Below are 23997 nucleotides of genomic sequence, written 5' to 3' on the forward strand. Positions count from 1 at the left end.
GTTGATATTTTAATTATAGAATACTTTATATACGTTCAGGTTGTAGTGCAGTAACACCCTAATGAAAATAATTGACCAAAATTCAATAATCAGTCTCCATTAGGGAGCGGATTTTTAACAGCCAGTTTACCGATGTCTGATACTTACTCGGTCAGAATGTTCTATTTTGCTTTTCTCTAACGGTGAGTCAGGCAATTTAGATATATTTTCATTGGGTAGGTAGGTAGTCAGAATATCGTAGACCAACTGACCCCGTAAAAAAAGAGCAGCAAACCCTGAGCCTATTGCCAGCAAGATCCCAAAAATAATATAGCTGTACGCCAGGATAAACAAATAGAAATGAACCATGTTATAAACTTGTGCAACAGGCAGCAAATCGGATTGTTCTTTTATCATAAACAATAAAAGCCCCAAATCGAATATGGGTAATGAGGCTATAACCATGGTAAACCCGATCAGAAAAGTCTTTGCTTTGTATGGTTTAGGACAGTGAATAATTCGTTCTCCCATTATGGCTCCGGTACATGAAGCAACAACCATCCCTAAAATTACGGCCTCAAATATCGGAATGATTTGTTTTACTCCAAGAGAAGTCAGCATGGCGTTAATTAAAATAGTACCAACCACAGACAGTAAGCCAAAATATATGGCTGATATTAATCTTGGGTTAGGACAGTCAAGCGCAGGATCTTGATTTTTCATAGCACACCTGATCTCTAGATTGTATAAATATTATTCTAGTATAAAATTTGATCAATTGGTAATTTGAACCTAACTACCCACATACTTAACTTAGTTTCTGCTGATTGTCAGAGCAATTTCCGATGAGGGTCTGGATGCAGAATAATTTCTTTATATCGATGCACGGAACTGCTGCAAATTCATATTATATACTGTATACTGTGCCACTATTTTTATTCCATTTAAAATTATAAGAGCGCTATGACTGACTTAAACCTTTATAGAAACATTGGTATCTTCGCTCACGTAGATGCCGGAAAGACCACTACTACCGAGCGTATTTTGAAGCTCACTGGCAGAATTCACAAAATAGGTGAAGTTCACGATGGTCAATCAACAACCGATTTTATGGAGCAGGAAGCGGAGCGGGGTATTACTATCCAGTCAGCAGCAGTAAGTTGTTTCTGGAAAGGTACACGTTTCAATGTTATCGATACCCCAGGACACGTGGACTTTACTGTAGAGGTTTATCGTTCATTGAAAGTACTCGACGGCGGTATCGGCGTATTCTGTGGTTCTGGCGGTGTTGAGCCTCAGTCAGAAACCAACTGGCGTTATGCGAATAACTCTAAAGTATCTCGTTTGATTTTCGTAAACAAACTTGACCGAATCGGCGCTAACTTCCTGAGAGTCACTGAGCAGATTAAAAAAGTATTAGGTGCAAATCCTCTCATTATGACTCTGCCCATCGGGTTTGAAGACAGCTTTGTTGGTGTTGTTGACTTATTAACCCGTAAAGCTTACGTTTGGGACGAATCCGGTCAGCCAGAAAATTTCACCGTTACCGATGTACCAGCTAACATGGCTGACGATGTTGAAACGTACCGGGCACAATTGATCGAAACAGCGCTGGAAATGGATGATGATTTATTGATGGCTTACCTGGATGGAGAAGAGCCTTCAATTGAAGACATCAAGCGTTGCATTCGTAAAGGTACTCTTGAATTAGCTTTCTTCCCGACTTATTGCGGTTCTGCCTTCAAGAATAAAGGGATGCAACTGTTATTGGATGCCGTAGTTGATTATTTGCCTGCACCTCATGAAGTTAATCCACAGCCTTTGACCAATGCTGAAGGTGAGCCAAATGGCCAGTTCGCTATTGTTTCTCCTGATGAGCCATTCCGTGCATTGGCATTTAAAATCATGGACGACCGTTTCGGTGCTTTAACCTTCGTTCGTATCTATTCAGGAAAATTGAATAAAGGGGACACCATCCTAAACTCGTTTACTGGTAAAACGGAACGTATCGGTCGTATGGTGGAAATGCAGGCAAATGAACGTAACGAATTACAACATGCTGAAGCTGGCGACATTATCGCTATTGTAGGCATGAAAAACGTTCGTACCGGCCATACTCTTTGTGATCCGAATCACGAGTGCACCCTTGAAGCAATGGTATTTCCTGAACCGGTAATCTCAATTGCCGTGACGCCAAAAGATAAAGGCGCTACTGAAAAAATGGCTATTGCTATCGGTAAAATGGTGGCGGAAGATCCAACATTCCGAGTTGAAACAGATGAAGATTCAGGCGAAACCATCCTTCGTGGTATGGGTGAGTTACACCTTGATATTAAGGTGGATATTCTGAAACGTACTTATGATGTTGAGTTAATCGTAGGTCAACCACAGGTTGCTTACCGTGAAACCATTACCAAATCGATTCAGGACAGTTACACACACAAGAAACAATCAGGCGGTGCCGGTCAATACGGTAAAATTGATTACACTATTGAGCCAGGTGAGCCAAACTCTGGATTCACTTTTGTGACGTCTGTTGTGGGTGGTAACGTTCCTAAAGAATTTTTCCCTGCAATTGAAAAAGGCTTCCGTTCAATGATGGGCGCAGGTACTTTAGCTGGTTTCCCCGTTTTGGATGTTTCAGTAAACCTGACCGACGGTGCCTACCATCCAGTTGACTCGTCAGCTATCGCTTTTGAAATTGCTGCTAAAGGTGCATTTCGTCAATCCATACCAAAAGCTGCTCCTCAGTTGCTTGAGCCCATCATGAAAGTTGATGTGTACAGTACAGAGGAAGATGTAGGTAACGTGATTGGTGACTTGAACCGTCGTCGCGGTATGATATCTGGACAAGAACCCAGTGCAGCTGGTGTTCGTATCAAGGCTGATGTTCCTTTATCAGAAATGTTTGGTTACATCAGTACGTTGCGTACACTGACTTCTGGTCGTGGTCAATTCTCAATGGAGTTTTCTCACTATGCTCCATGTCCAGCCAGTGTTGCTGAAGCAGTAATCGCTAAAGAAAAGGAAAAGAAAGCTGCTGCAGCTAAGTAATACATTGAACCAATTAAGGCTGAGCTTTGTAGCTCAGCCTACAATACCTCCGCTAGACACGAGCAAATCACTTCTTTTATGAACTCTGTTAACCAATTAAAAATTATTTTAGCCAGTGCATCGCCACGACGATTGCACATCTTGCAAGAGCATGGGTTGGCTGCAATGGTCAGACCTGCCAACATTGAAGAAATTCAACAAGCAGGAGAAGATGCAAAAGCCTATGTAACCCGACTGGCAAAAGAAAAAGCTCAAACTGTTTTGTCTCAGGTTGCGACCGACTCTATTGATTTAATTTTAGCTGCAGATACTACTGTAGCTTATCAGAATCACATTTTAGAAAAACCAGGCGACTACGAAGATGCCTACAGAATGTTGAGCTTGTTGAGTGGCAAATCACACGAAGTATACACTGGATATGCTCTGATTTTTCTTCCAGAGAAACGTTTGCACGTGGATTATGTGACAACCCATATTACTTTTCACACCCTTACTGAACAACAAATACGTGATTATATTAATACAGGCGATCCTTTCGATAAAGCTGGGGCATATGGTATTCAGAATGTATATAAAGCATTTGTGAAAGAAATAAAGGGTTCTTATTACAATGTTATGGGATTGCCGATTGAAGATATTATTAGAACTATTTCTCTCGAATATTCTGAGTTACGCAAATTCCAAGGGTAAGAAAACAATTTCTAGCCTCTCTTGGTACCAACAAGGCGTTATTAGTCTGTGCTGACAAGTGCTTTTCTAACCTATGTTCCGTGCTTAAAGTTTAAACGATCTTCATTATAATCGCTTTAAAACGTTGGATCCCGCGGTCAATGCCTGAGAGATGGTCACATTTTGTGACCATCTCTCAGGCATAAAGCTCGGTAAGTAGGGGGAACTAGATGAAATGACAATAACCCTTAATGCTTTGGTAGAGCAACAAATAATTCGCCAGTGTGATTGAGATTATTTGCTTCGATGCCAGCTTGATCTCCCTCACCCTTGTAGCAGTCAACGTGAGCGCCTACAATGGCTCCGCCTGAGTCTTGAGCAACACACCATGAAGTCGCTTTTTTGCAATTATAGATAAAGCTCATGCCCACAGGTATTACCTTGTGATCTGTTGCGCAGGATGCATGGGGTGTCAACGTAATGTTTTCGGAGCCATAAGGTCCACCATCTTCTTTGGCAAAAAATACGAAACTTTGATCTCGATTGCGAAGATTTGCGGCTGTAGTGGTGTCTAATGAATCAAGGTATTGTCGTATTTGTTTCTCAGATGCTGCACTTTGCCTGATTTTTTGAGACACATTACAGCGTAGTTTTGCTTCATCATGACATTTAGGATCTTTGGAACAACGTTCAATGTTATCCAAATTACCACCACAGGTTGGATCTTGGGCGCATTGAACTATTCGACCCAGCATAGTCCGTGGTCTGCCATTAAAGCCATCGTAGTTGAGATGAAATAATTGCCCATCCAATATTAATGAGCCGGAGCCTTCAACCATTAAGAAAGAAGGATCATTGGGATCTTTAACATAACCAATGATGTATTTGGGATTTAATGCTCCGTGATCAATTTCGCTTCGGTCTGGTGCTATGGAGTAGGTGCCATCGGCATTTTTCATGCAAAATCCGCGCGGCATCTTAGTCAGAGGGTCAACTCCGCAAAGAGGAGCTTTGCAATGAATTTTTTTGCATTCTAAAGACGCATTAACAACACCGGGGTTCTTATAGATAGGATATAAAAACGCACCACCGCGTTGAGTTCGAGCCTCTATAGCCGCTGGTGCGTAATAAGCCGTAAATTGAAATTCACCTTTCTTGAATCCCGCATGATTTTCAGGCCATCCATCACTTTTATACCAGTCAAACTCTGTTTTGATGCTGGATAAATATTTTTGAAAATTCCCACGAGCTGCTTTTGCAAGAGCAAGCATTTTGGTATTAGTTTTATGACACCATTCCTGGCGCGTCAATTTGCGGCCGGCTATAGTGAGGCTTTGAAATTCACCACGGCTTTTATTACAGTTTTCAATTTGATTTTTTAAGGCGGCAATTACTTCATTCATCGATCCAACAGGATTATTTAATGGCAATTCAGAGGCTGAAACTTTGTGAAATCTGAAACGCATCACCCCAGGTTCTTTCGCAGCCATTTTCTGCCTTGTGGTGAAGTCCGCGAATCGCCTGACATCCAGACAGCGCTGGATTGGATCGGCAGGAAGGGCTGCTTGAGTGATGACGCTAAAGGTGATTAGCGCAGTTATTAATGCTGATCGAAACATGGGTATCCCTTATAACTCGGTTGATCCTTCACCCAAACATGGATAGGAATTGGTTTGGGCAATTATATAGGCTATTGATCACCTATCAAAGCAGGCGAAACCAAAGCAATTGAATTATTATATCTAATTCGTATTGAATACCAATGCATATTTATTTTCTTGTATTGTTAACATTCAATTTGGTCAAGTAGTTCAATCTGCTCATTCAGATTCATCAACTGATTTTGCCAATACACAGGAGTATTAAACCATGGGAAACTTTGCGGGAATGCTGGATCAGTCCAGCGTTTTGCTAACCATCCGGAATAATGCAGCATACGCAGTGTACGCAACACTTCGATTAAATGGCGTTCCCGTGGATTAAAGTCATAAAACTCATAATATCCCTCTAGTATTTTCGTCAGTTGCACCTCCATTTGTTTTTGATCACCTGAAAGTAACATCCAAATATCCTGAACCGCAGGCCCCATGAGGCAATCGTCCAGGTCAACAATATGAGGGCCTGATTCGCTCCATAATACGTTGCCAGCATGACAATCACCGTGCAAGCGAATAAGCTCTATTTGGCCAATTGAGCTCATTATCTGATCGATTTTTTGTAAGGCCGTTTCGACAGTTCTGCAATAATTTGATGACATGTATTCCGGAATAAAGTGGTTTTTCATGAGAAACTCATAAGGCTCATGGCCATAATTTCGGGTTTGCAGTTGGATGCGATGTTGAAACGACTTGCAGGCACTAACACCATGCAAGCGCCCTATAAAACGCCCCATCCATTCCAGGTGTTCATCATTGTCTAGCTCAAGAGGGCGCCCTCCGCGCCTTGGGAAAAGCGCAAATCTGAATTCATCATAATAGTGGAGTGTTTTATTGTTTATCAGCAGGGGGGCAATAACGGGAATTTCATGCTGAGCTAATTCCAGTGCGAACTGATGTTCTTCTAAAATCGCATCTGAGCTCCAGCGATGTGGTCTGTAAAACTTCACTATGAGCGGTTCTGCATTTTCAATACCGATTTGATAAACACGGTTTTCGTAACTGTTAAGGGCGAGGAGGCTGCCTGTGCACTTGTAGCCAGTGCTTTCTATCGCGTCCCAAATCATATCTGGATTTAGTTGCTCATAGGGAGTTTGATTGTCGTGATTCAAGGGTGAATCCTTTTTTGTGTAGAACGATGAATGGATTATACAGGTAGTTTTCGGAAATCGTAGATTAATTGCTTACAGCATCACGGCTGTCCCATTAAAAATGTGACGTCTTTCCAAGCGTAGCGAGGAATCTCCTGCAAGGTTGCACGATCCCATTAAAATGCGGCCATTAAAATCATATCAAGAGTTGAGTCTCCCCAGCCAGCCTTTTTCTGCAGGCGCCTAATGCTCATATCCTTAAATTTTTTTTTTGGTATTTTGTAACCTGTTCAAAATAATATGCCGAACCATCGCCCTATTTTCAGGAGCATGATCTTTGCGTACGCGAGAATCATCTTCACGTAATGTAACGTCCAATTGTGCCAATTTGCAGGAGATTCCTCGCTACGCTCGGAAAGACGTCACATTTTTAATGGGACAGTCGTGCTTACAGCATAGACCCTCGCATGGTCAATTAATAGTTTAAGCAGTTCGGTATATTTCTTGCATCCATTAAATAGTGGCTGTTGACATTTCATTATTTTCAAGCCTACTTTCCGCGACTTGTTCGCGGAATTGAAAGATCTTGCGCAAAACGAGAATATATTGCGCCTAGAAAGATTGAATTGGATCCCACGAACAAGTCGCGGGACGTCGAAACATGAATTGTCAACAGACCCAAATAAAACTGGTTTAATGCAGGAAGCGGGTTATGGACTTTCTGCCAAAGTTAGGCTTTTGCTTCGTTCCACTTCGGCTGAGGACGGTGGATGGCTTTGTTTCGGGCCTTGATAAAATGGATTCGTGACGAAGTAATCGTTCTATTCAAAAGGGATAAGGAGTAGTTAAAACAGAATTTTTTAACTGAATGGCTGTAATTTATAGGGTAGTTTATTCCATTCTAAAGTGGTGATGGCTTAAGTACATTCATTTTATGGTTGAGGCATGAAGTGCTTGATAATCAGCACAGGCCGTCAATGAATCAATTTATGTGCCGAAAAAAACTGGAATAGTGTACCTGCCGATTTTATTGGAGTAGTACTAAGGTTTGTTGAAAAAACAGAGTTCGACCTTGCGCCACTTGTTAGCGGGTTCCTGCTTGATTATGGTAAATGCATCATCTTAATAAATGATACTGTACTCTGGAACCCGTGAAGAAGACTTGGACGTTGGAAATAAATGGATGAAGGGAGTACACATCCAAGGCACGGATAACGAATTTAAAGCACCTCCATCAGAGGCTTGCCCAAACACTGGACGTTGGATTGAGTGATGAGTTGACAGGGAGAACACATGAAAGAAATTACCATTATTGGAGCAGGGCTGGCGGGAACTCTTTGCTCATTATATTTGGCCAGGCGAGGCTACAAGGTAGAGTTGTTTGAATCACGTTCTGATGTACGTGACAGCCCCATCGATTACGGTCGCTCTATTAATCTTGCTTTATCATGCCGCGGAATTACAGGTTTGGATGCAATGGATTTAATGGACGAAGTGAAACAGATTATGGTTCCCATGCGCGCACGAGCGATACATGAAGCAAATGGTGAGGTTCATTTTCAACCATTTGGTCGTCATGAAAATGAATACATTAACGCTATATCTCGCACTGATTTAAATGCATTGCTTTTAAATAAAGCAGATCAATCGCCTAATATTCGTCTGCATTTTGAAATGAAACTGTTGCAAATGGATGTTCAGAATAAAAAGCTGAAGTTTGAAACTAAAGATGGACATTCTGTTGAGCACCACTATCATCGATTGATTGGGGCGGACGGAGCTCCGTCACATGTAAGAGAGGCGATGAAAAGCGAGGGGATTGTAGTCGCAAGCAGGGATTATCTTTCACACAGCTATAAAGAATTATCAATCAGTAAAACACATACTGTAGGAATGGCCCGGGAGCATTTACACCTATGGCCGCGTGATTCATTCATGCTTTTGGGTAATCCTAATCCTGATGATTCTATTACAGGGTCTTTATTTTTAGCGAATGAAGGCAAAGACAGTTTCGCTACTTTGGATAATGAGGAGCGTTTATTCGCTTTTTTTAAGAAGGAATTTCCTGATGCTTTTAAAGTTATGCCCAATTTGGCCAGTGAGTTTTTCGGAAATCCAACTGGATTTATGAGTACTATAAAGTGTACTCCCTGGTATTACCGCGATGAATGTTTACTAATAGGGGATGCTGCCCATGGCATTATTCCCTTTTTTGGCCAAGGAATGAATAGCGCTTTTGAGGATTGTCGTATTTTAGATGAATTATTAGAACAGCATCATGACGACTGGTCAAAAGTTATGCCCCTATTTTATGAACAAAGAAAAGTGAATACGGATGCTGTTGCTCAAATGTCGATGGATAACTACCATGAAATTCATTCTGATATTCGTCACCCGGAGTTTATTTTAAAGAAACAGGTGGAGCGTGAATTAATGGCTCGATACCCTGAACGCTATATCTCGAAACATGTGTTGGTTATGTTTACAAATACCCCTTATTCGCGTGCGCAGGCACTGGGTGAGATTCAAAAACGTCTTTTAGACCAAATTTGTTGTTCAATAACTGATATAAAGGAGCTTAATTGGCATGATGTGGATAATTTGATGCTTGATTATGACAAAAAATTGGCGAAATTTATTTAATTTACAATAGGCCATTCATTTTAAAACGAATTGTTGGTCAAAAAAATGTCGCCCAGTTGAGATTCAGGGACATTATTTTGTCGCTTCCTGAGAATTTATTGCGGGGAAAACAAAAAAAAACTGGTTTTGAGTCTAATTTTTATTCATTTTGAGTAAAATGTTGGCACGTTGGCTGCACATGTAAAATTGTCAAACAATTTAATACATGGAGTCAGTCATGAAAACTATACAAGCATATATCGATTCAAAACAAAATGAATTTGTAAATCATCCATTCTTTAGTGTGCTAGAAGACTTAAACAGTTTGGAGGAAATCAGTTATTTTGTACCAGAATTAACTTTTTGGGCAATGACCTTTCAAGATATATTACGTATTAACGAGGAACGAGTTAAAGATCCCTATTTAAAGAAAGTGGCTCGTCACCATCGTCTGGAAGATGCCGGCCACGAAAAATGGTTTTTGAGTGATAAAAAATACATGAGTGAATTTTGCAGCGATAAATTCTGCGATCGTGATGATGTTGCCTGGTTGTACAGCAAAGATTCACAACTAATCCGAGATGCAGCTTATGCCATCATGTCGGAAATTTACAAACTGGACGATGAAAGGTTAAATGTCGCGCTGCTATTGACTTTGGAATCATCTGGACATGTATTTTTCGAAAAAGTAGTGAAACAAGTTAAGAAAACAGGAGAAGATAGAAATTTGAAATATTTCTCAAGTTCACATTTGGAAGTGGAATTGGCACATGCTTTGTTCGAAGAAGAAATGGAGAAAAAAATATTCGAAGTGCAATTACCAATCAGCACCCGTCGTGAGGCTTTAAAAATGATAGATCGCTGCTATGACGCATTTAACAAGATGTTCGATGGATTGGTTCTTGCATGTAACAAACGATTAGGTCAAGCACAAGAAAGGAATCAACATGTCATTCAACCAGTGGAATATAGAGAGAATCAAGCAATATGAAGATGAGACAGGACAAGCGTTGCTCAGTGATGAGCAAACGCTTGTTTTTTTCAGTCAGGATTTTGGTAAATTAATTCAATCTTCTCCTTCCGCTGTGTTCATACCCCAGACTACCGATGAATTACAAGCTTTGATTGTGTATGCGAGTCAACATCAGTTACCAGTGACCATTCGTGGTAATGGATTAAGTCAATGCGGGCAGTCTTTACCCGTTCCGGGTGGATTAACACTGTCCATGCAGCAGTTTAATAAACCCCTGGAGCTTACCGATGATTCCATCTGGGTTGAGGCAAATACCACTTGGGCCAGTTTACTCGAGGTAGCCTTAGAGAAAAATCAGGCACCTTATGTACTGCCCTATAATTGTAATTTGTCAGTAGCTGGTGTTTTGTCTGCAGGTGGAGTAGGGGCTTCTTCTTTTAAACATGGGGCAATCAATGCTCATGTTAAAGCATTGGAAGTAGTGGATGGGAAGGGGGAAAAACATCGTGTTGAACGTCATTCACCATTATTTCAAGCATGCCTTTCAGGGCAGGGGCGGTTTGCAGTTATTACAAAAGTGTGTATACAGTTACGCCCGATTAAAGCACAGGTTAAAACAGTGTGTCTGGTTTATACTGATCAGGAACAATGGTTTCGCGATATAGAAAAAGCACAAGGACGAGTAGATTATATTGAGACCTTTTGTTCTCCTTCGATCCAGGGTGCTAAATCTGTTGGGGATAGACGTGTTCCGCTGGTGCAGTGGCTTTTCGGTTTGCATCTTTCTGTAGAATATGAAAAAAACAGTCCGGATCTTGGGGAAGTTATTGCTCATCTGGATCCCTGGCATGTCATCAATACTCAAGAGGAGCGGAATTCCGCTTATCTTTTAAGGCATAATTCCCGATTTGAAGTGATGAAAATGCTGGGACAATGGGAACTTTATCATCCTTGGTATGAATGTTTTATCTCTACAGCAGTTTTAAAAGAACATCTTTCATCAATATTACAGGAATTACCTGTACATTATGCCAATCTCGTTCATATCGTGCCAATGGCTAAAAAGAAGGAAGGCTTTTTGATGCTCCCTGATGAGGATTCGATCTGTTCCTTTATGATTTTAAATCCAGGCGTACCTTTGCCATTGAAGGACAGTTGTTTACAGGCCATCCAGGATCTGGACCGTCGGTTGATTCAGTTAGGCGGTAAGCGTTATTTATCGGGTTTCTTGGGGAATGGTGTGTCAGATGATTATTGGAAGCAACATTTTGGTAAGCAACATGCTGCATGGATAGAATTAAAAAATAAATGTGATCCGGCAGGTATTTTTCAATCGTTTTTGCATCCTCAATAAAGAGTGGGTTATGTGAATTGCATCAGGGTAAACATGCCTTGAGTTGGAGTAATCGATACCAATTTAAATCCAATTGGTTCAATCAATTCGATCCAGTTTGTGGCGGTTCTTTGTCTGCCGCCTACTAAAACCATCATGATAATGTCCATGGTTTTGTTGGTATGAGGCAGATCATTATCCGGAATGACTTGTTCAGCAATAATCAGTGAACTCCTGTGTTTCATGGTATTACGCAGATCTTTGAGTCGCTTGATAATAATCTGATCATTAAAATCATGTAATATTCCTTTAAAAATATAGGCATCCGCATCAGGAAGGTTTAACAAGGATGGGGCATTTTCATTTTTAATTAATTCCGGATCGAATGGATGAATGTCGATGTGTACTTCCGGATGATGTTTTGCTATCGCCTCAGCTAATCCTGCTCTGCCATAACCCAGATCCAGTACTTTCGAAAATTGGCCAAAATCAAAGTGTTGGGCAATCAGGTCATCATCCAGTTGTGACAGTGCTGCCATGCCTTTTTCATAGTGAGTTTTTTTATTCGGATGATTGTTCATAAATTCATAAAAATCAGTGCCGTGTTGGTGTTTAAATGCTGGAATACCTGACTTTAAACTGGTTTCTAATTGGGAAAATGCTTGCCACCAACAGTCATCAAACATTCCCAAAATATCTTTTATTGAACAGGCGTTATCCTGTTTTAAAGGGTAGGATAAAGGTGTAAGCGCATAGGCTTCACCTTCTTTGATAAATAATCCATAATCCGTGAGAAAAGTTAACACTCGATCCAGAAGTTCAGGAATCGTACCGGTTAATTGAGCCAGTTCTGAAACTGATTTAGGTTGGTCGGACATATGGTCGGCTAATCCCAGCTGAGCAATCACATGCAGTGTCCTTGAAACTACATATTCACGCGACATCATAGCCAATTGAATGTGAGGAGGGAGTAATTTGGTGTTCATGCGTCATCCTTGAAAAAATTCAGTTATTATTGGATGGTTTATACCCACTTTAGATAAAGATCCAATAATTTATGCTAGGATGGGTACCTACCCAAGTGTCTTGGGTGTATATTAATTTTTAGCATAGAACGAATGAGTTTGCATCTTTAAAAATTAAAGGGTTATGGACATATGAAATTTGATATTCATTATTTACTTTCCGCCAGGTATGCAAAATGGATTATCATGAGTTTAATTTCCCTTTTTTCATTATTAATCATTATCGAATTTGCCAGTATTTTGTTTCCCTATTCTAAAACCAGCGTTACTTCAGAAAAAGAAACAGTCCCTCTTGGAGGGGAAAAGCAGGATTCATTTCGCGATATTTTGAACTCTTCCTTGTTCGGTGTTTATGTTCCCAATGATTTGAACGAAGGCAGTGTGAAAAAATCGATGTTGAATGTCGATCTGGTAGGGATCCTTTTCGCCGATAAAATAGATGAATCGCAGGTTATTATCCGCTCTTCCAACGGCGAGGAAAAAACTTATAAAATCGGTGATAAAATCCCTGGCGGAGCAGTAATTAAACGAATTATGGCGGGAGCCGTTTTGGTAGAAAGGGATGGCAATCTGGAGAGTTTAAGTTTACCTAAAAATGATTTAATCTTTGAACCTGTAGCAAAGCCGTTGAAAGAGGAATAAACAGTATGAGATCGTTAACCAGGTTGTTATTAATTGTAATTTTTATTCCACTGTTGGCTGCATGTATTTCGAGTGCCTATAATTTGCATGAAGGGATTCAGAGTTTTAAGGCTCAAGATTATAGAAGAGCATTTATTCGTTTAAAACCAGAAGCGGCAAAAGGTCAACCTGATGCTCAATACGCCATAGGCTATATGTATTATTATGGGCAAGGCGTCGTTGAGGACAGAAAAAAAGCATGGTACTGGATTAATATGGCAGCTGAGGCAGGCCAACCGGATGCTGTGGTCGCAGCGAAAATCCTTGAGCACGGTAGTCTTGAGAAGAAAAAAATATTTCAGAGTAAAAAACTGCAAAATTATCCTGTAGAAAAAATCATGTTCTAGGGAAGGCATTAATGCGCTACTATGCTTCATTCTTGCATGGATACCACTTTCGCAAGGGGGAATAAATAGTGATGAGCGTTGAGGAATTTTCCTAAGATACCCTGTCTACCCATAGCACATGCTACGGGTACTCGTTATCGGACTGAAGTGATTTAATGATGCGCAGAATAATCCGTGAGGTGTTCACTGGAAGTCCCAATACAAACAATGATCACGTGCTTATATCTTGAAAGCTGCACTTAGCTCATCTTTCAGATCATGCTCATCAGTCATCTCTGCAGATTCAGTCTTTTCTTTGCTCGTACTGTTCTTGAAATCAGCCCAGGATTTTGCGGCATTCATTTCAAAAGTGGTTTTTGGTACCTTGGGACCGTCATTCTTGGCTTGGGCAACATGATTACCCCAATTTGCATCAAATTCTGTTCGTTCCTCTGGACTCAACGTGTTTGCATAACATGAACTCAATTGATTGATTTCTGAATGTTCATTTTTAAGTTCAACAGATGGTCGATTAATCCATGAAATGTGAAAGGTTTGCGGTGGTCCGGGAGTATAGTGGGTTTGGACATTATCAGGATCAACATTTAAACCAAGAGATTTCATCAGATCTACAACAAGATCTTTTCCTGCATCTGGACCACTTAAATCTTTTCCTGATCTTGGGAGAGTGTCCATGTGTTTTACAATGCCTTTAAAGAGTCCCTCTTCGACTTCTTTTCCTTTTTTCTTAACTTCTTCTTCTATAAACACTTTTCTTTGAGTAGGGTCCTGGATTTTTTCCGCTTCTTCTCGAATTGCCCTGGCTCTTTTTTGTCCTTCAATTCCAGAAAATAAATAAGCCATTTGATTGGCAATTTTTTGTTTATCAAACAGGAATCCGTCCATATCCCATTGCCCATCTTTTTTTCTTAATGTCTTTTGTGGTTGAGTCATTCTTCATCTTCCATAATTAATCAAGCGCTGCAAATAAATTCAATTTGGTTAAATAATAACATATCAGTATTACTGGTTTGCAAAAAAATTATGAGTTAACTGTAATTTATTTGTTAACGTTTAATGAGGGGAGGAGATTTTTATGATATTTGCGTGGATTTTTTAAAAGTACAACTTGACAGACATTTCTATATCTATATGCTTCATTTTTTAACTCCAGGCTCTGTGCTATGAAAATTCTGGGAAAATTTCTAATTGCCATATTGTTTTTATTATTATTTGCGTTTATCACCCTGTGGATACTCGCTAAAAATATAAAACCTGAAACCATCAAACAATTAGTTAGCAAGCAAATCACCACACTTACTCATAAAAAAAGCCAAATTAATGGGGATATTTTCTGGCAAGTCTTCCCCAGACCCGGATTAAAATTCAGTCAAATTCAAATAGGTGATGAACAAACCAAAGAGAATTATTCCCTATCTATAAACAGTATGTTGTTAAACTTACAAATTACCCCATTGCTTAAGGGACATTTTGTTTTTAGTGAAATCAATGTCGATGGATTGAAAGTACATATTAACCAGGATACTCCTCAGTCATCACAATCTCAGACGGCACCGGTTCAAAATAAACAAGAAACTGTGAGCCATCAATTCGCCATTCAAAGTTTATCCGTAAATCATGGTCAAATTGTTATTAATAAAAATGGACGCGCCACGGTATTTAAAAACATTCAAGTAGGTATTGAACAATTTAATACCGAGAAAACTCCTTTTCCAGTCCAAATCAAAGCCAGACTTACCGAAGCTGCTCCATTTTCAATTGCCAAAGCGAGCATCAATTTTAAAGGCAGGTTAAGTCTTGCACCCTCATTTATCAATGAACTACAAAGTGGAATCGAACATTCCTCAGTTGAAGGCCAACTGTCTATTCAAAATATTTTAATCAATCAATTTGCAATCAATAAACTCAACACTACCCTTAAAACACATAAGAGCGGCTTATCATTTAATCCCTTTACTCTCTCTTTATACGGCGGAGAATCTATAGGGGATATGGATTATAGATTGGCAAGCCAACAGTTTTCCTTGAATCAGACAGCGACTAATCTTGATGGTAAACAATTAATGACTGCTTTAGTGGGGCATGAAGCAATCAGTGGTAATCTCGATTACTCCATTCATGCAACCATCCCATTGAATAAACCCGGCTTTGAGAGCATTAGTGGCAAAGGTGCAATTACACTTAAAGATGGAGAAATCTATCATATCAACCTGAATCAAATGATCAGTAATATAAAAGAACAGTTGGATAATCTGATGAAAGGCGATCCATCAAAACTTCCAAAAAAATTGTCCTTATCAGGATGGGATAAATCAGGATCCGGTAATACTCCGTTCAAATTGGCCAATATTCAGTATCAAATACACAATGAGATGATTACGAGCGAATCCATGCTCTTGCAAACCGATAAATTGCAAGTAAATGGCGAAGGAACCATCAATTTATCAACGCGTGAATTAAACGGCAAACTAAAAGCATCTTTAAACAGTAATTCAACGGACAGTTCCATGCAAAAGATTCAAAAGGCACTTGGAGGATATTTTCCCTTTGACGTATCAGGAACATTAGATCAACCAACCGTGTTACCTGATCTAAAAATGATAAATCCTCTTTTAAGTCAGTTATTGATTAAAACGACACTAGAACACCCTTTGAAGCACATTGAGGGTACATTAAAAGAGTTAGTACGTTGAGCAATCGATTCATTCAGGAACAATTTAGTCGTCCTCTGCTTGCGTGGTATGACCTTAATGGGCGTAAAGATTTGCCTTGGCAATCTCCACGGCACCCCTATCGGGTTTGGGTTTCTGAAATCATGCTACAACAGACACAGGTGCAAACAGTTATTCCCTATTTTAATCGTTTTATGCAGCGATTTCCTACCGTTGATGACTTGGCACTAGCTCCTGAGGATGAGGTGCTCTCATTATGGTCCGGTCTTGGTTATTACAGCAGGGCCAGAAATCTTCACTCGGCCGCAAAAATAATCAGCGAGGACTTTCAAGGGATAATTCCAGGGGATTTACAGATCTTGATCACCTTACCTGGAATTGGTCCTTCAACCGCAGCGGCAATTGTCTCACAGGCATTTAATGAACCAGCAGCCATTTTAGATGGTAATGTGAAGCGAGTGTTAGCCCGCTATTTCTTAATTAAAGGCTGGCCGGAACAGGCTCAGGTAAAAAAAACTCTATGGGAGCATGCGAATTTATGCATGCCAACAGAGCGCTGTGCAGACTATACCCAGGCAATAATGGATTTGGGGGCAACCTGTTGTACTTCCAGAAACCCCGATTGTTTTCGTTGTCCTCTTAACGCAACCTGTCTGGCTTATAAACACGAAGAGCAAAGCCAATACCCTGGCAGGAAAGTTAAAAAACCTGCACCACTTCAGTATCAGCAGTTTCTGGTTCTCCATGATAAAAATAAGTGCATTTATTTGGAAAAAAGACCGCCCACAGGTTTATGGGGTGGTTTATGGTGTTTTCCAAGTCTGAGTGTTGAAGAGAGCCCTTTGGAATACATCCAGCACCATTATGCATTAAAGGGCTCGACTCCAAAGCCATTGATGTCCTTCAAGCACCGATTCAGTCATTTTCATCTGGAAATTAATGCTCTTAGTATTCAAACTCGATCCTCAAATCAACAGATTGCAGAACGTACTGGTTCATGGTTTCCCAGGAAACAGTTGGCTTCACTTGGTTTAGCTAAACCCACCAGCCTTATCCTGGATAAGTTGTTCGATCTTGATGAATTTCAGTGAACCAAATTTGGGTTGGGCTATATCCTATTACTCAAACTCGTATTATCATCAATTAAATTGTATTTTTGAGTTTCCCAATGAATACCATCCTGATATTAATCGTTAGTTTCATTGCTCTCTTGTGGGCTGCAAATCACTTGGTAACTGGCGTTTCGGGATTAGCTGTTCGTTTTAACCTGTCGCCTCTGATCATTGGATTAACTATTGTTGCTATAGGAACTTCTGCACCTGAGATTGCTATTTCCATTCTGTCTGCTCTTAAGGATAAGAATGATTTGGCTATAGGTAATGCCATTGGATCGAATATTGCTAATATTGGTTTGGTTTTAGGGATTACTATATTGATTAAACCAAACACTATGAATTTCGCCACGCTTAAAAAAGCGTACCCCATTTTAATTATCACCATGCTCTTCGCCTACAGCTTGATACTTGATGGTTTTCTAGGGAAAACGGACGGCTGTTTATTACTTATCGCCTGTATAGGCGCAATATCTTTTTTTATTTATCTGGCAAATCATGCCCCTAAAAGAGATCCGTTCTTTAACGAATTTAAAGCAGCAGTTAATTCGAATCGCTCGATTGGAACCAATCTGTTAAGTACATTTCTCGGTTTGATCATTCTGCCGTTGAGTGCAAAATACATTATTCTGTGTTCCACTACTATTGCGCAATGGTGTGGTGTTAATGAAGTAACAATAGGATTAACTATTATTGCTTTTGGAACCACATTACCTGAATTGGCAACATCAATCACTGCAGCGTTAAAAGGGGAAGAAGAAATTGCCATCGGTACTATTCTTGGCTCCAATATTTATAATTTCCTGCTGATATTAGCTTTTCCTGCATTAATCAATCCTTCAAAAATCAGTAATATCGTTTTATGGAGGGATATGCCGGTATTGATTGCATTAACTGTCCTGTTAATATTTTTAAATTATCATTACAAGAAGAAGCTGTCTCCATGGCATGGCGGCATACTGGTCTTGGTATATTGCAGTTATATCATTTCTTTAATTCTTAAAGCCCGCATTTAATGGTGATAAAATTTGAAATTTATTTCTTTGCTTTCAAGCGGCATCACTTAGGGGGTATAAAGCGCTTGTAACCAGGGGCTGTTGACATTGTCCTGTTTTGAGAAAAACTCGGTAATCCTCTTGAAAGAATCCCAAGGGCAAATTAGACTGAATAAGAGACACTTTTTTGTTTCATATACTTGAATGGAATTAATTAATGAATTCAACGGTAATTTACTCGCTGTATCTAACCAACTAAAAGATAAGATGTAGATTTCTTTTCAGGGTATGTACTCAGGATGAGTTTACTAAATCAGGGAGAACGTCATGCATCAAAATCAATCTGAGATTGTGGTATTAAAACCGACCACGGTCTTTTTATCCTTCCTTGCCTCACAATTACCAGAAGATGATTTGCCCAGTTTGAAAACCTTACACACTGATAATACGGCATATGTTATTGCAAAACAGAATTCAGATGAAGCAACCCTTTATGAAATTGAAAAGCATTTTCCAACCATGTTTCGACATGAAATTTGTCGTTGGTTAGGAGCTGAGGCTCGAAATGAAATTGAAACCAGTTTTTTGGATTTTTTATGCTGTTTTAAGTTTGAGTTACATTCTCATATTATTTTAATGGAACCAAAACTGTCTGATGGTCATCAATTATTGAATATTAAGCCACGCACTATGCTTTTAAAATGGATGAAAACTGCTGTCGAAGACCAAGAAGAACTTATGACTGTAATGGAACGGGTTAATTTATCTCAGTTGGCCGAGAACTCCACTGTTATGGTTAAAAATTTTACGAATTTGAGTAAAATCAAACCCTTTTTGGAACAGTACTATAAGCCAATTTTCGAAACGGCGATGAGTCGGATGTCTAACCAACCTGATGAGTGGCCTGAGGTTAATTCATTTCAATCATTCAGTCAGTATTTTGAAGTTGAAATACATACTCAATTGATTCATTTGCACCAATAAGGAGTCGACTATGGAACCAGTGACTATAGCCCTCATATGTGCGGCTGCGTTTGGAGCAGTAGTGGCATTATCTGTATTTGTCAGGCAATTATTGCTTAGTAGAGATAAGAATTTAAATGATGAGGCACAAAGAAAGGCAATATCCCAGGAGGCGGGTGAATTAGAGAAGATGCGTGAACAAATGCAAAGTAATAAACGTTTCGATTCTCATTATCAGGTTCTGGGCGCTAATAAGGACGCTATTATTTATTTAGATACTAAAATTGAGGATGTCCTTCATAAAAAAACACAATTGATTGATCGTTATGCACAGGTTTCATTAAAAGAATCTGGTGCGATAGTCGATGGTGAAATCTCTGCTGAACGAAAAGCAGCTTGCGACCGATTAAAAAAAGAAATTGATGAAGAAATCAAATTTTATGACAGTGAGCTGGAGCACTTGCAGAAGAGAAGAACTTCCTTATGGGATACGCGTACTGATCTGCAGGAATATTTATTGGGTCAGGAAAAATCTCGCAATGAAAGCCTGGATTACATTTATAAACAACATTCCGGACTTCTTGAAAAGATTTACATTCGTCATACTGATGACAGCGAACATATTGCAAAACAAACCATTGAAGCAGGGACTACGTCTTTTAAGATGATGATTCTGGCTCCCATTCAATTTTTATTGCAATATTTTAATATCTCAACAGGCATTTCTTTCGATCGCTCCAAAATTGAAAAAGCGGCGAGAGATAATGTTGAGAAAGCTGAAACTGATGTCAATGATTCTGAAAATAGTGATGATGACGTTAAAAGCGATGATGAACTAAACAGTGATGATGAGGCTGAACTTTCAAGTAGCGATGATTCAAATGTTGACTCCGATGAGGATGCTGATTCAGAAAAAGATTCAAGGCTTATGTTTGTTTAAAAATAATTCTTTTGAGTTATTTGATGACATTAATGATGTTGTATATTACAATATGGCACCCATGTGAACTTGTTGTTTGCATGGGAATTTATAAGGGTCTGAATTTTAAATCAGCTTCATGCTTAAAATTTAAAGACTTTAATCCCTTGGTTGCTTAAGGAATGACTCGTGGTTTATATAAAACGTGATAAGGATGGTCAAGTTTGTGCCATATATAATCAAGATAATGCAGAGAAGTTGGAAGAACTTGATATTGATGATCCTGAAGTAGTTCAATTTTTAATTCATTGCGACAAAGATCTTCAATTGAAGTTTATCCAATCAGATTTGCAATTAATTCGTGTGCTTGAAGACGTAATTGACATTTTAATGGATAAAAATATCATTACTATTACGGATTTTCCGCAACCAGTAATCGATAAGTTATTAGCACGCCAGGCCTTTCGTAAGCGATATGCTGGTGCTGCTGGTATGGAGTATAACGAAGATGAAGAAGATAAGTAATTTAATTTTTAAAGCGTGTATTTTGAGTTTTACCCTTGTAAGTCCAGGATTTAGTTTAAATTTAGATACACTTCTGCCTGATGAACGAAATACTGTAGATATATTTCAAAAATCTGCCCCTAAAGTGGTATACGTTCATCGCCTGACTACAGTAGCAAAAAATCATTCTCTGCAGAAAATGCATGTTCCCGATGGCGCAGGCTCCGGAATTATCTGGGATGATAAAGGGCATATTGTAACCAATTATCATGTTATAAAAGGCGCGGATGATTTGGCCATTACCTTGGGAAATATGACTGTTCCAGCCAAGGTAATTGGTACAGAACCTCGTAAAGATATCGCTGTTCTTGAAATAAAAAATCCTCAGGCATTATCTTATTTAAAATCATATAAGCCCTTTGAAATAGTACATGTCAATGATTTGATCGTTGGTCAGAAAGCGATTGCCATTGGAAATCCTTTTGGCTTGGATCACAGTTTATCTAAAGGGGTGATTTCAGCATTAGGAAGAAAAGTTCCCGGTATAGGCGGTGTTACCATTCATAATATGATTCAAACGGATACCCCCATCAATCCAGGAAATTCAGGTGGTCCTTTACTCAATAGTGCAGGTCAGTTAATTGGTCTGAATACAATGATTTACTCGCGATCCGGATCTTCAGCTGGAATTGGTTTTGCAGTCCCAGCTGATGACATTGATCGAATAGCCACTCAGATAATTAAACATGGACGCGTCGTTTTGTCCGGTATTGGTATCCAGCGTGTTGAACCTAATCTTGCTCAAAGATTGGGGGTGAGTAAAGGGATATTAATTGCTGATGTTTTGCCTAATACACCCGCTGCTCATGTCAAATTGCGTGGAACGCATCGAGATCCATGGGGGCATATCGTCATGGGGGATGTTATTGTCGCTCTGAATGCTCATCCAGTGCCCAACTATGATGTGTTATATAATTTACTGACTGAAATTAAAGTCGGTGAGGAAGTGACGCTATCCATTCAAAGAGGCAATAAGCAGATGGATGTTAAAATGAAAACTATAGACATCGCTGCTCTATAATCAGGATGATCAGCTATCAAATTTGAAAATCCGAGGCCGGAGTAATACTCCGGCTTTTTTATAAGCCAGTTTTCAGTCCGAAGATCCAATCTTGATGAGCACAGGAAATGTGTTCATCGGGTTTAAACAGATAGCGGTAAAGACAGGGATTTTATTTCCTATTACCCGCAGCTTACCAGGGGCTGAGGACATTTCATCTATTTATTCCTACTTTCCGCTCTTTATGCCTGAGAGATGGTCTCACTAAAATGAACCTACTTTTAATGAGATTATTTCTAGGGGCTGTTGATATTTCATTATATTCAAGCCTACTTTCCGCGGCTCGTTCGCGGAATCGATAGATCGTGCGCAAAACAAGTATATATTGTGCCTATAAAGATTGAATTGGATCCCGCGAACAAGTCGCGGGACGTCGAAACTTGAATTGTCAACAGACCCTAGATTCTGCGCCACGGCTGTCCCATTAAAAATATGACGTCTTTCCGAGCGTAGCGAGGAATCTCCTGCAAGGTTGCACGATCCCATTAAAATGGGGCCATTAAAATCATATCAAGAGTTGAGTCTCCCCAGCCAGCCTTTTTCAGCAGGCGCCTAATGCTCATATCCTTAAATTTCTTTTTGGTATTTTGTAACACGTTCAAAATAATATGCCGAACCATCGCCCTATTTTCAGGAGCATGATCTTTGCGCACGCGAGAATCCTCTTCACGTAATGTAACGTCCAAGACCCAATGTAGACTGTTCTCCACAGCCCAGTGACTACGAATAGTCTGAGCAATTTGTTTAACATTTGCCTTGACTTTTAAATCTACAAGGAGCCGTCTAATCTGAAGAGCAGTGGATTCATTTGAGCTACTTAGGATAAGATGATGATTTAATTCTTAGGATAAAAGGATGTTACTTAACAAAAATGACTCGCTCCTGGTTCTTGTCGATGTACAGAAAAAACTACTACCCTCGATTTCAAATAACGAAGATTTGGTTGCACGCTGTGAATGGTTGTTAAAATTGGCAAAAAAAATGGATGTACCTATTCTATCCAGTGAGCAATATCCTAAAGGTTTAGGGGCAACTATAGAACCACTCAATAGTTATGTTGCATCAGATGATTGTATTGAAAAAGTACACTTTTCTTGCATGCAGCAACCAGATTATGTTCAGCGATTAAGTTCATTTAAAAAAACACAATTAATTCTGATTGGCATTGAATCTCATGTTTGTGTTTTGCAGACCGCCATGGAAATGAAAGAGGCAGGCTATGAAGTTTATGTAGTTGTAGATGCCGTAAGCAGCCGTAATGAAATGGATAAGAAATATGCATTAAAGCGCATGAAACAAGAGGGCATTCATTTGGTAACCTCTGAAATGGTTTTTTTTGAATGGATTAGAGTGGCGGGTACTCCAGAATTTAAAGCATTAAGCAAAGAGTTTTTACAGTAATTAAATCAGATGGAGCATAATAGTGAATTTTGATAATCAAATTGCATTAATTACCGGTGGTGCCTCAGGAATGGGGAAAGCATGTGCCGAGTATTTACAAAAACACGGTATGAAAGTTGTCATCTGGGACAAACAGGAAGCAAGTGATACCTCAGCCAATTTCTATGTCAGTTGTGATGTGACCAGTGATGAATCAGTAGAAAAGGCCATGAAAGAGACTATTGCTCACCTGGGCACTCCCAGAGTCTGCATTAATTGTGCAGGAATTGCTCCGGCCAAACGAATAGTCGGTAAAGAGGGTGCTATGCCCTTGGCTGCGTTTAAACAAGTAATCGATGTAAATCTCATCGGTACATTCAATGTAATGAGAGTCGCCGCACACGCCATGTCAGGTCTTGAGATCGAGAGTAAATCTCAGGAACGAGGCGTAATCATTAATACCGCTTCGGTAGCAGCTTTTGAAGGCCAGATAGGTCAGGCAGCATACAGTGCATCAAAAGGTGGGGTGGTCGCAATGACCTTGCCAGCAGCCCGAGAGCTGGCCCAGTTTGCCATCAGAGTCAATACGATAGCTCCGGGTTTAATCGCAACTCCCATGCTCTTAAATATGCCCCAGGAAGTTCAGGATAATCTCGCAGCTTCTGTTACTTTTCCAAAGCGCCTGGGACGACCGGAGGAGTTTGCTTCCTTGGTTGGGCATATTATTGAGAATGGGATGATTAATGGGGAAGTGGTGCGGCTCGACGGTGCTCTCCGCATGCGCTGAACGGCTGTCTTTGGCGCATCTTGCACGATCTCTCGACTAAAAAAATGCTCATGTACCTGATGTACACTCCGCTTTTTTTAGTCGAGAGGTCGTGCAACCTGCACTCAAAGCCAGCC

Annotated in this window: 22 protein-coding genes; 16 read left to right on the forward strand and 6 right to left on the reverse strand. The window is 39.8% G+C overall.

Annotated elements, in window-relative coordinates; translation table 11 throughout:
* Nucleotides 1-126 precede the first annotated feature (126 nt).
* Nucleotides 127-702 (reverse strand): hypothetical protein, encoded by a 576-nt coding sequence (locus tag G543_RS18110; RefSeq protein ID WP_035922442.1) that lies wholly within the window; start codon nt 700-702, stop codon nt 127-129.
* 240 nt (nt 703-942) lie between these two features.
* Between G543_RS18110 and fusA the strand changes: the two genes are divergently transcribed.
* Both fusA and G543_RS0114695 read left to right on the forward strand, forming a co-directional pair.
* Complete coding sequence (gene fusA / locus G543_RS0114690; protein ID WP_028385191.1) at nt 943-3033, forward strand: elongation factor G; 2091 nt, start codon at nt 943-945, stop codon at nt 3031-3033.
* Between the two features lie 78 nt (nt 3034-3111).
* Complete coding sequence (locus G543_RS0114695; protein WP_028385192.1) at nt 3112-3723, forward strand: Maf family protein; 612 nt, start codon at nt 3112-3114, stop codon at nt 3721-3723.
* Between the two features lie 227 nt (nt 3724-3950).
* On the opposite strand, the gene G543_RS0114700 is transcribed toward G543_RS0114695, so the two are convergent.
* Both G543_RS0114700 and G543_RS0114705 read right to left on the reverse strand, forming a co-directional pair.
* On the reverse strand, nt 3951-5321 hold the full coding sequence (locus tag G543_RS0114700; protein WP_028385193.1) for an MltA domain-containing protein: 1371 nt from the start codon (nt 5319-5321) through the stop codon (nt 3951-3953).
* 167 nt (nt 5322-5488) lie between these two features.
* Nucleotides 5489-6469 carry a serine/threonine protein kinase gene (locus G543_RS0114705; protein WP_028385194.1) on the reverse strand — a complete coding sequence of 327 codons (981 nt, stop codon included), beginning with the start codon at nt 6467-6469 and terminating at the stop codon, nt 5489-5491.
* A 1272-nt stretch (nt 6470-7741) separates the two neighbouring features.
* Here G543_RS0114705 and G543_RS0114715 point away from each other — a divergent pair.
* The 3 genes from G543_RS0114715 to G543_RS0114725 all read left to right on the forward strand — a co-directional run bounded on the left by G543_RS0114715 (nt 7742) and on the right by G543_RS0114725 (nt 11397).
* The gene (locus G543_RS0114715) at nt 7742-9091 is read left to right on the forward strand and encodes an FAD-dependent oxidoreductase (protein WP_028385195.1); all 1350 of its coding nucleotides are present in this window, start codon (nt 7742-7744) and stop codon (nt 9089-9091) included.
* A gap of 217 nt (nt 9092-9308) precedes the next feature.
* Nucleotides 9309-10061 carry a hypothetical protein gene (locus G543_RS0114720; protein WP_028385196.1) on the forward strand — a complete coding sequence of 251 codons (753 nt, stop codon included), beginning with the start codon at nt 9309-9311 and terminating at the stop codon, nt 10059-10061.
* Nucleotides 10018-11397, forward strand: coding sequence for an FAD-binding oxidoreductase (locus G543_RS0114725; protein ID WP_028385197.1), 1380 nt, complete (start codon nt 10018-10020; stop codon nt 11395-11397). Before G543_RS0114720 ends, G543_RS0114725 begins: the two co-directional genes overlap by 44 nt.
* Before the next feature lie 8 nt (nt 11398-11405).
* Here G543_RS0114725 and G543_RS0114730 read toward each other — a convergent pair whose 3' ends face one another.
* Nucleotides 11406-12362, reverse strand: coding sequence for a methyltransferase (locus G543_RS0114730; protein ID WP_028385198.1), 957 nt, complete (start codon nt 12360-12362; stop codon nt 11406-11408).
* Nucleotides 12363-12533: 171 nt separating this feature from the next.
* Between G543_RS0114730 and G543_RS0114735 the strand changes: the two genes are divergently transcribed.
* Together G543_RS0114735 and G543_RS0114740 are read left to right on the forward strand one after the other, a co-directional pair.
* The gene (locus G543_RS0114735; RefSeq protein WP_028385199.1) at nt 12534-13043 is read left to right on the forward strand and encodes a type II secretion system protein N; all 510 of its coding nucleotides are present in this window, start codon (nt 12534-12536) and stop codon (nt 13041-13043) included.
* A gap of 5 nt (nt 13044-13048) precedes the next feature.
* Nucleotides 13049-13429: a tetratricopeptide repeat protein gene (locus G543_RS0114740; RefSeq protein WP_028385200.1), complete on the forward strand. Its 381-nt coding sequence runs from the start codon at nt 13049-13051 to the stop codon at nt 13427-13429.
* A 219-nt stretch (nt 13430-13648) separates the two neighbouring features.
* Here G543_RS0114740 and G543_RS0114745 read toward each other — a convergent pair whose 3' ends face one another.
* Nucleotides 13649-14362, reverse strand: a complete 714-nt coding sequence (locus G543_RS0114745; RefSeq protein ID WP_028385201.1) for a hypothetical protein — start codon at nt 14360-14362, stop codon at nt 13649-13651.
* Between the two features lie 230 nt (nt 14363-14592).
* Here G543_RS0114745 and G543_RS0114750 point away from each other — a divergent pair, with 230 nt between their 5' ends.
* The 7 genes from G543_RS0114750 (at nt 14593) to G543_RS0114780 (ending at nt 21675) form a co-directional block, all read left to right on the forward strand.
* The gene (locus G543_RS0114750) at nt 14593-16122 is read left to right on the forward strand and encodes an AsmA family protein (RefSeq protein WP_028385202.1); all 1530 of its coding nucleotides are present in this window, start codon (nt 14593-14595) and stop codon (nt 16120-16122) included.
* Nucleotides 16119-17192 (forward strand): A/G-specific adenine glycosylase, encoded by a 1074-nt coding sequence (gene mutY, locus G543_RS0114755; RefSeq protein WP_028385203.1) that lies wholly within the window; start codon nt 16119-16121, stop codon nt 17190-17192. The genes G543_RS0114750 and mutY overlap by 4 nt, the downstream gene beginning before the upstream one ends.
* A 77-nt stretch (nt 17193-17269) precedes the next feature.
* On the forward strand, nt 17270-18229 hold the full coding sequence (locus tag G543_RS0114760; RefSeq protein WP_028385204.1) for a calcium/sodium antiporter: 960 nt from the start codon (nt 17270-17272) through the stop codon (nt 18227-18229).
* A 306-nt stretch (nt 18230-18535) separates the two neighbouring features.
* The gene (locus G543_RS0114765) at nt 18536-19192 is read left to right on the forward strand and encodes a hypothetical protein (RefSeq protein WP_028385205.1); all 657 of its coding nucleotides are present in this window, start codon (nt 18536-18538) and stop codon (nt 19190-19192) included.
* Nucleotides 19193-19202: 10 nt separating this feature from the next.
* Nucleotides 19203-20111 (forward strand): hypothetical protein, encoded by a 909-nt coding sequence (locus tag G543_RS0114770; protein ID WP_028385206.1) that lies wholly within the window; start codon nt 19203-19205, stop codon nt 20109-20111.
* A 168-nt stretch (nt 20112-20279) separates the two neighbouring features.
* Nucleotides 20280-20615 (forward strand): hypothetical protein, encoded by a 336-nt coding sequence (locus G543_RS0114775; protein WP_028385207.1) that lies wholly within the window; start codon nt 20280-20282, stop codon nt 20613-20615.
* Nucleotides 20599-21675 (forward strand): S1C family serine protease, encoded by a 1077-nt coding sequence (locus tag G543_RS0114780; protein WP_028385208.1) that lies wholly within the window; start codon nt 20599-20601, stop codon nt 21673-21675. The genes G543_RS0114775 and G543_RS0114780 overlap by 17 nt, the downstream gene beginning before the upstream one ends.
* Before the next feature lie 524 nt (nt 21676-22199).
* Here the strand turns inward: G543_RS0114780 and G543_RS19475 are convergent.
* Complete coding sequence (locus G543_RS19475) at nt 22200-22538, reverse strand: ISAs1 family transposase (protein ID WP_115343537.1); 339 nt, start codon at nt 22536-22538, stop codon at nt 22200-22202.
* Between the two features lie 31 nt (nt 22539-22569).
* Between G543_RS19475 and G543_RS0114790 the strand changes: the two genes are divergently transcribed.
* Nucleotides 22570-23115 (forward strand): hydrolase, encoded by a 546-nt coding sequence (locus G543_RS0114790; RefSeq protein ID WP_028385209.1) that lies wholly within the window; start codon nt 22570-22572, stop codon nt 23113-23115.
* Nucleotides 23116-23137: 22 nt separating this feature from the next.
* A complete protein-coding gene (locus tag G543_RS0114795; RefSeq protein WP_028385210.1) occupies nt 23138-23881 on the forward strand; it encodes an SDR family NAD(P)-dependent oxidoreductase in 744 nt (247 codons plus the stop codon).
* Nucleotides 23882-23997: the final 116 nt, after the last annotated feature.

The sequence above is a fragment of the Legionella moravica DSM 19234 genome, from assembly GCF_000423305.1.
Taxonomy (GTDB): Bacteria; Pseudomonadota; Gammaproteobacteria; order Legionellales; family Legionellaceae; genus Legionella; species Legionella moravica.

What these genes read in the sequence shown, in the direction of transcription:
- fusA (WP_028385191.1), top strand. Translation starts at nt 943, where the DNA reads ATGACTGACTTAAACCTTTATAGAAACATTGGTATCTTCGCTCACGTA.
- G543_RS0114730 (WP_028385198.1), bottom strand. Translation starts at nt 12,362, where the DNA reads ATGAACACCAAATTACTCCCTCCTCACATTCAATTGGCTATGATGTCG.
- G543_RS0114700 (WP_028385193.1), bottom strand. Translation starts at nt 5,321, where the DNA reads ATGTTTCGATCAGCATTAATAACTGCGCTAATCACCTTTAGCGTCATC.
- G543_RS0114765 (WP_028385205.1), top strand. Translation starts at nt 18,536, where the DNA reads ATGCATCAAAATCAATCTGAGATTGTGGTATTAAAACCGACCACGGTC.
- G543_RS0114790 (WP_028385209.1), top strand. Translation starts at nt 22,570, where the DNA reads ATGTTACTTAACAAAAATGACTCGCTCCTGGTTCTTGTCGATGTACAG.
- G543_RS0114725 (WP_028385197.1), top strand. Translation starts at nt 10,018, where the DNA reads ATGTCATTCAACCAGTGGAATATAGAGAGAATCAAGCAATATGAAGAT.
- G543_RS0114715 (WP_028385195.1), top strand. Translation starts at nt 7,742, where the DNA reads ATGAAAGAAATTACCATTATTGGAGCAGGGCTGGCGGGAACTCTTTGC.
- G543_RS0114720 (WP_028385196.1), top strand. Translation starts at nt 9,309, where the DNA reads ATGAAAACTATACAAGCATATATCGATTCAAAACAAAATGAATTTGTA.
- G543_RS0114750 (WP_028385202.1), top strand. Translation starts at nt 14,593, where the DNA reads ATGAAAATTCTGGGAAAATTTCTAATTGCCATATTGTTTTTATTATTA.
- G543_RS0114780 (WP_028385208.1), top strand. Translation starts at nt 20,599, where the DNA reads ATGAAGAAGATAAGTAATTTAATTTTTAAAGCGTGTATTTTGAGTTTT.
- G543_RS0114760 (WP_028385204.1), top strand. Translation starts at nt 17,270, where the DNA reads ATGAATACCATCCTGATATTAATCGTTAGTTTCATTGCTCTCTTGTGG.
- G543_RS0114735 (WP_028385199.1), top strand. Translation starts at nt 12,534, where the DNA reads ATGAAATTTGATATTCATTATTTACTTTCCGCCAGGTATGCAAAATGG.
- G543_RS18110 (WP_035922442.1), bottom strand. Translation starts at nt 702, where the DNA reads ATGAAAAATCAAGATCCTGCGCTTGACTGTCCTAACCCAAGATTAATA.
- G543_RS0114740 (WP_028385200.1), top strand. Translation starts at nt 13,049, where the DNA reads ATGAGATCGTTAACCAGGTTGTTATTAATTGTAATTTTTATTCCACTG.
- G543_RS0114745 (WP_028385201.1), bottom strand. Translation starts at nt 14,362, where the DNA reads ATGACTCAACCACAAAAGACATTAAGAAAAAAAGATGGGCAATGGGAT.
- G543_RS0114695 (WP_028385192.1), top strand. Translation starts at nt 3,112, where the DNA reads ATGAACTCTGTTAACCAATTAAAAATTATTTTAGCCAGTGCATCGCCA.
- G543_RS0114770 (WP_028385206.1), top strand. Translation starts at nt 19,203, where the DNA reads ATGGAACCAGTGACTATAGCCCTCATATGTGCGGCTGCGTTTGGAGCA.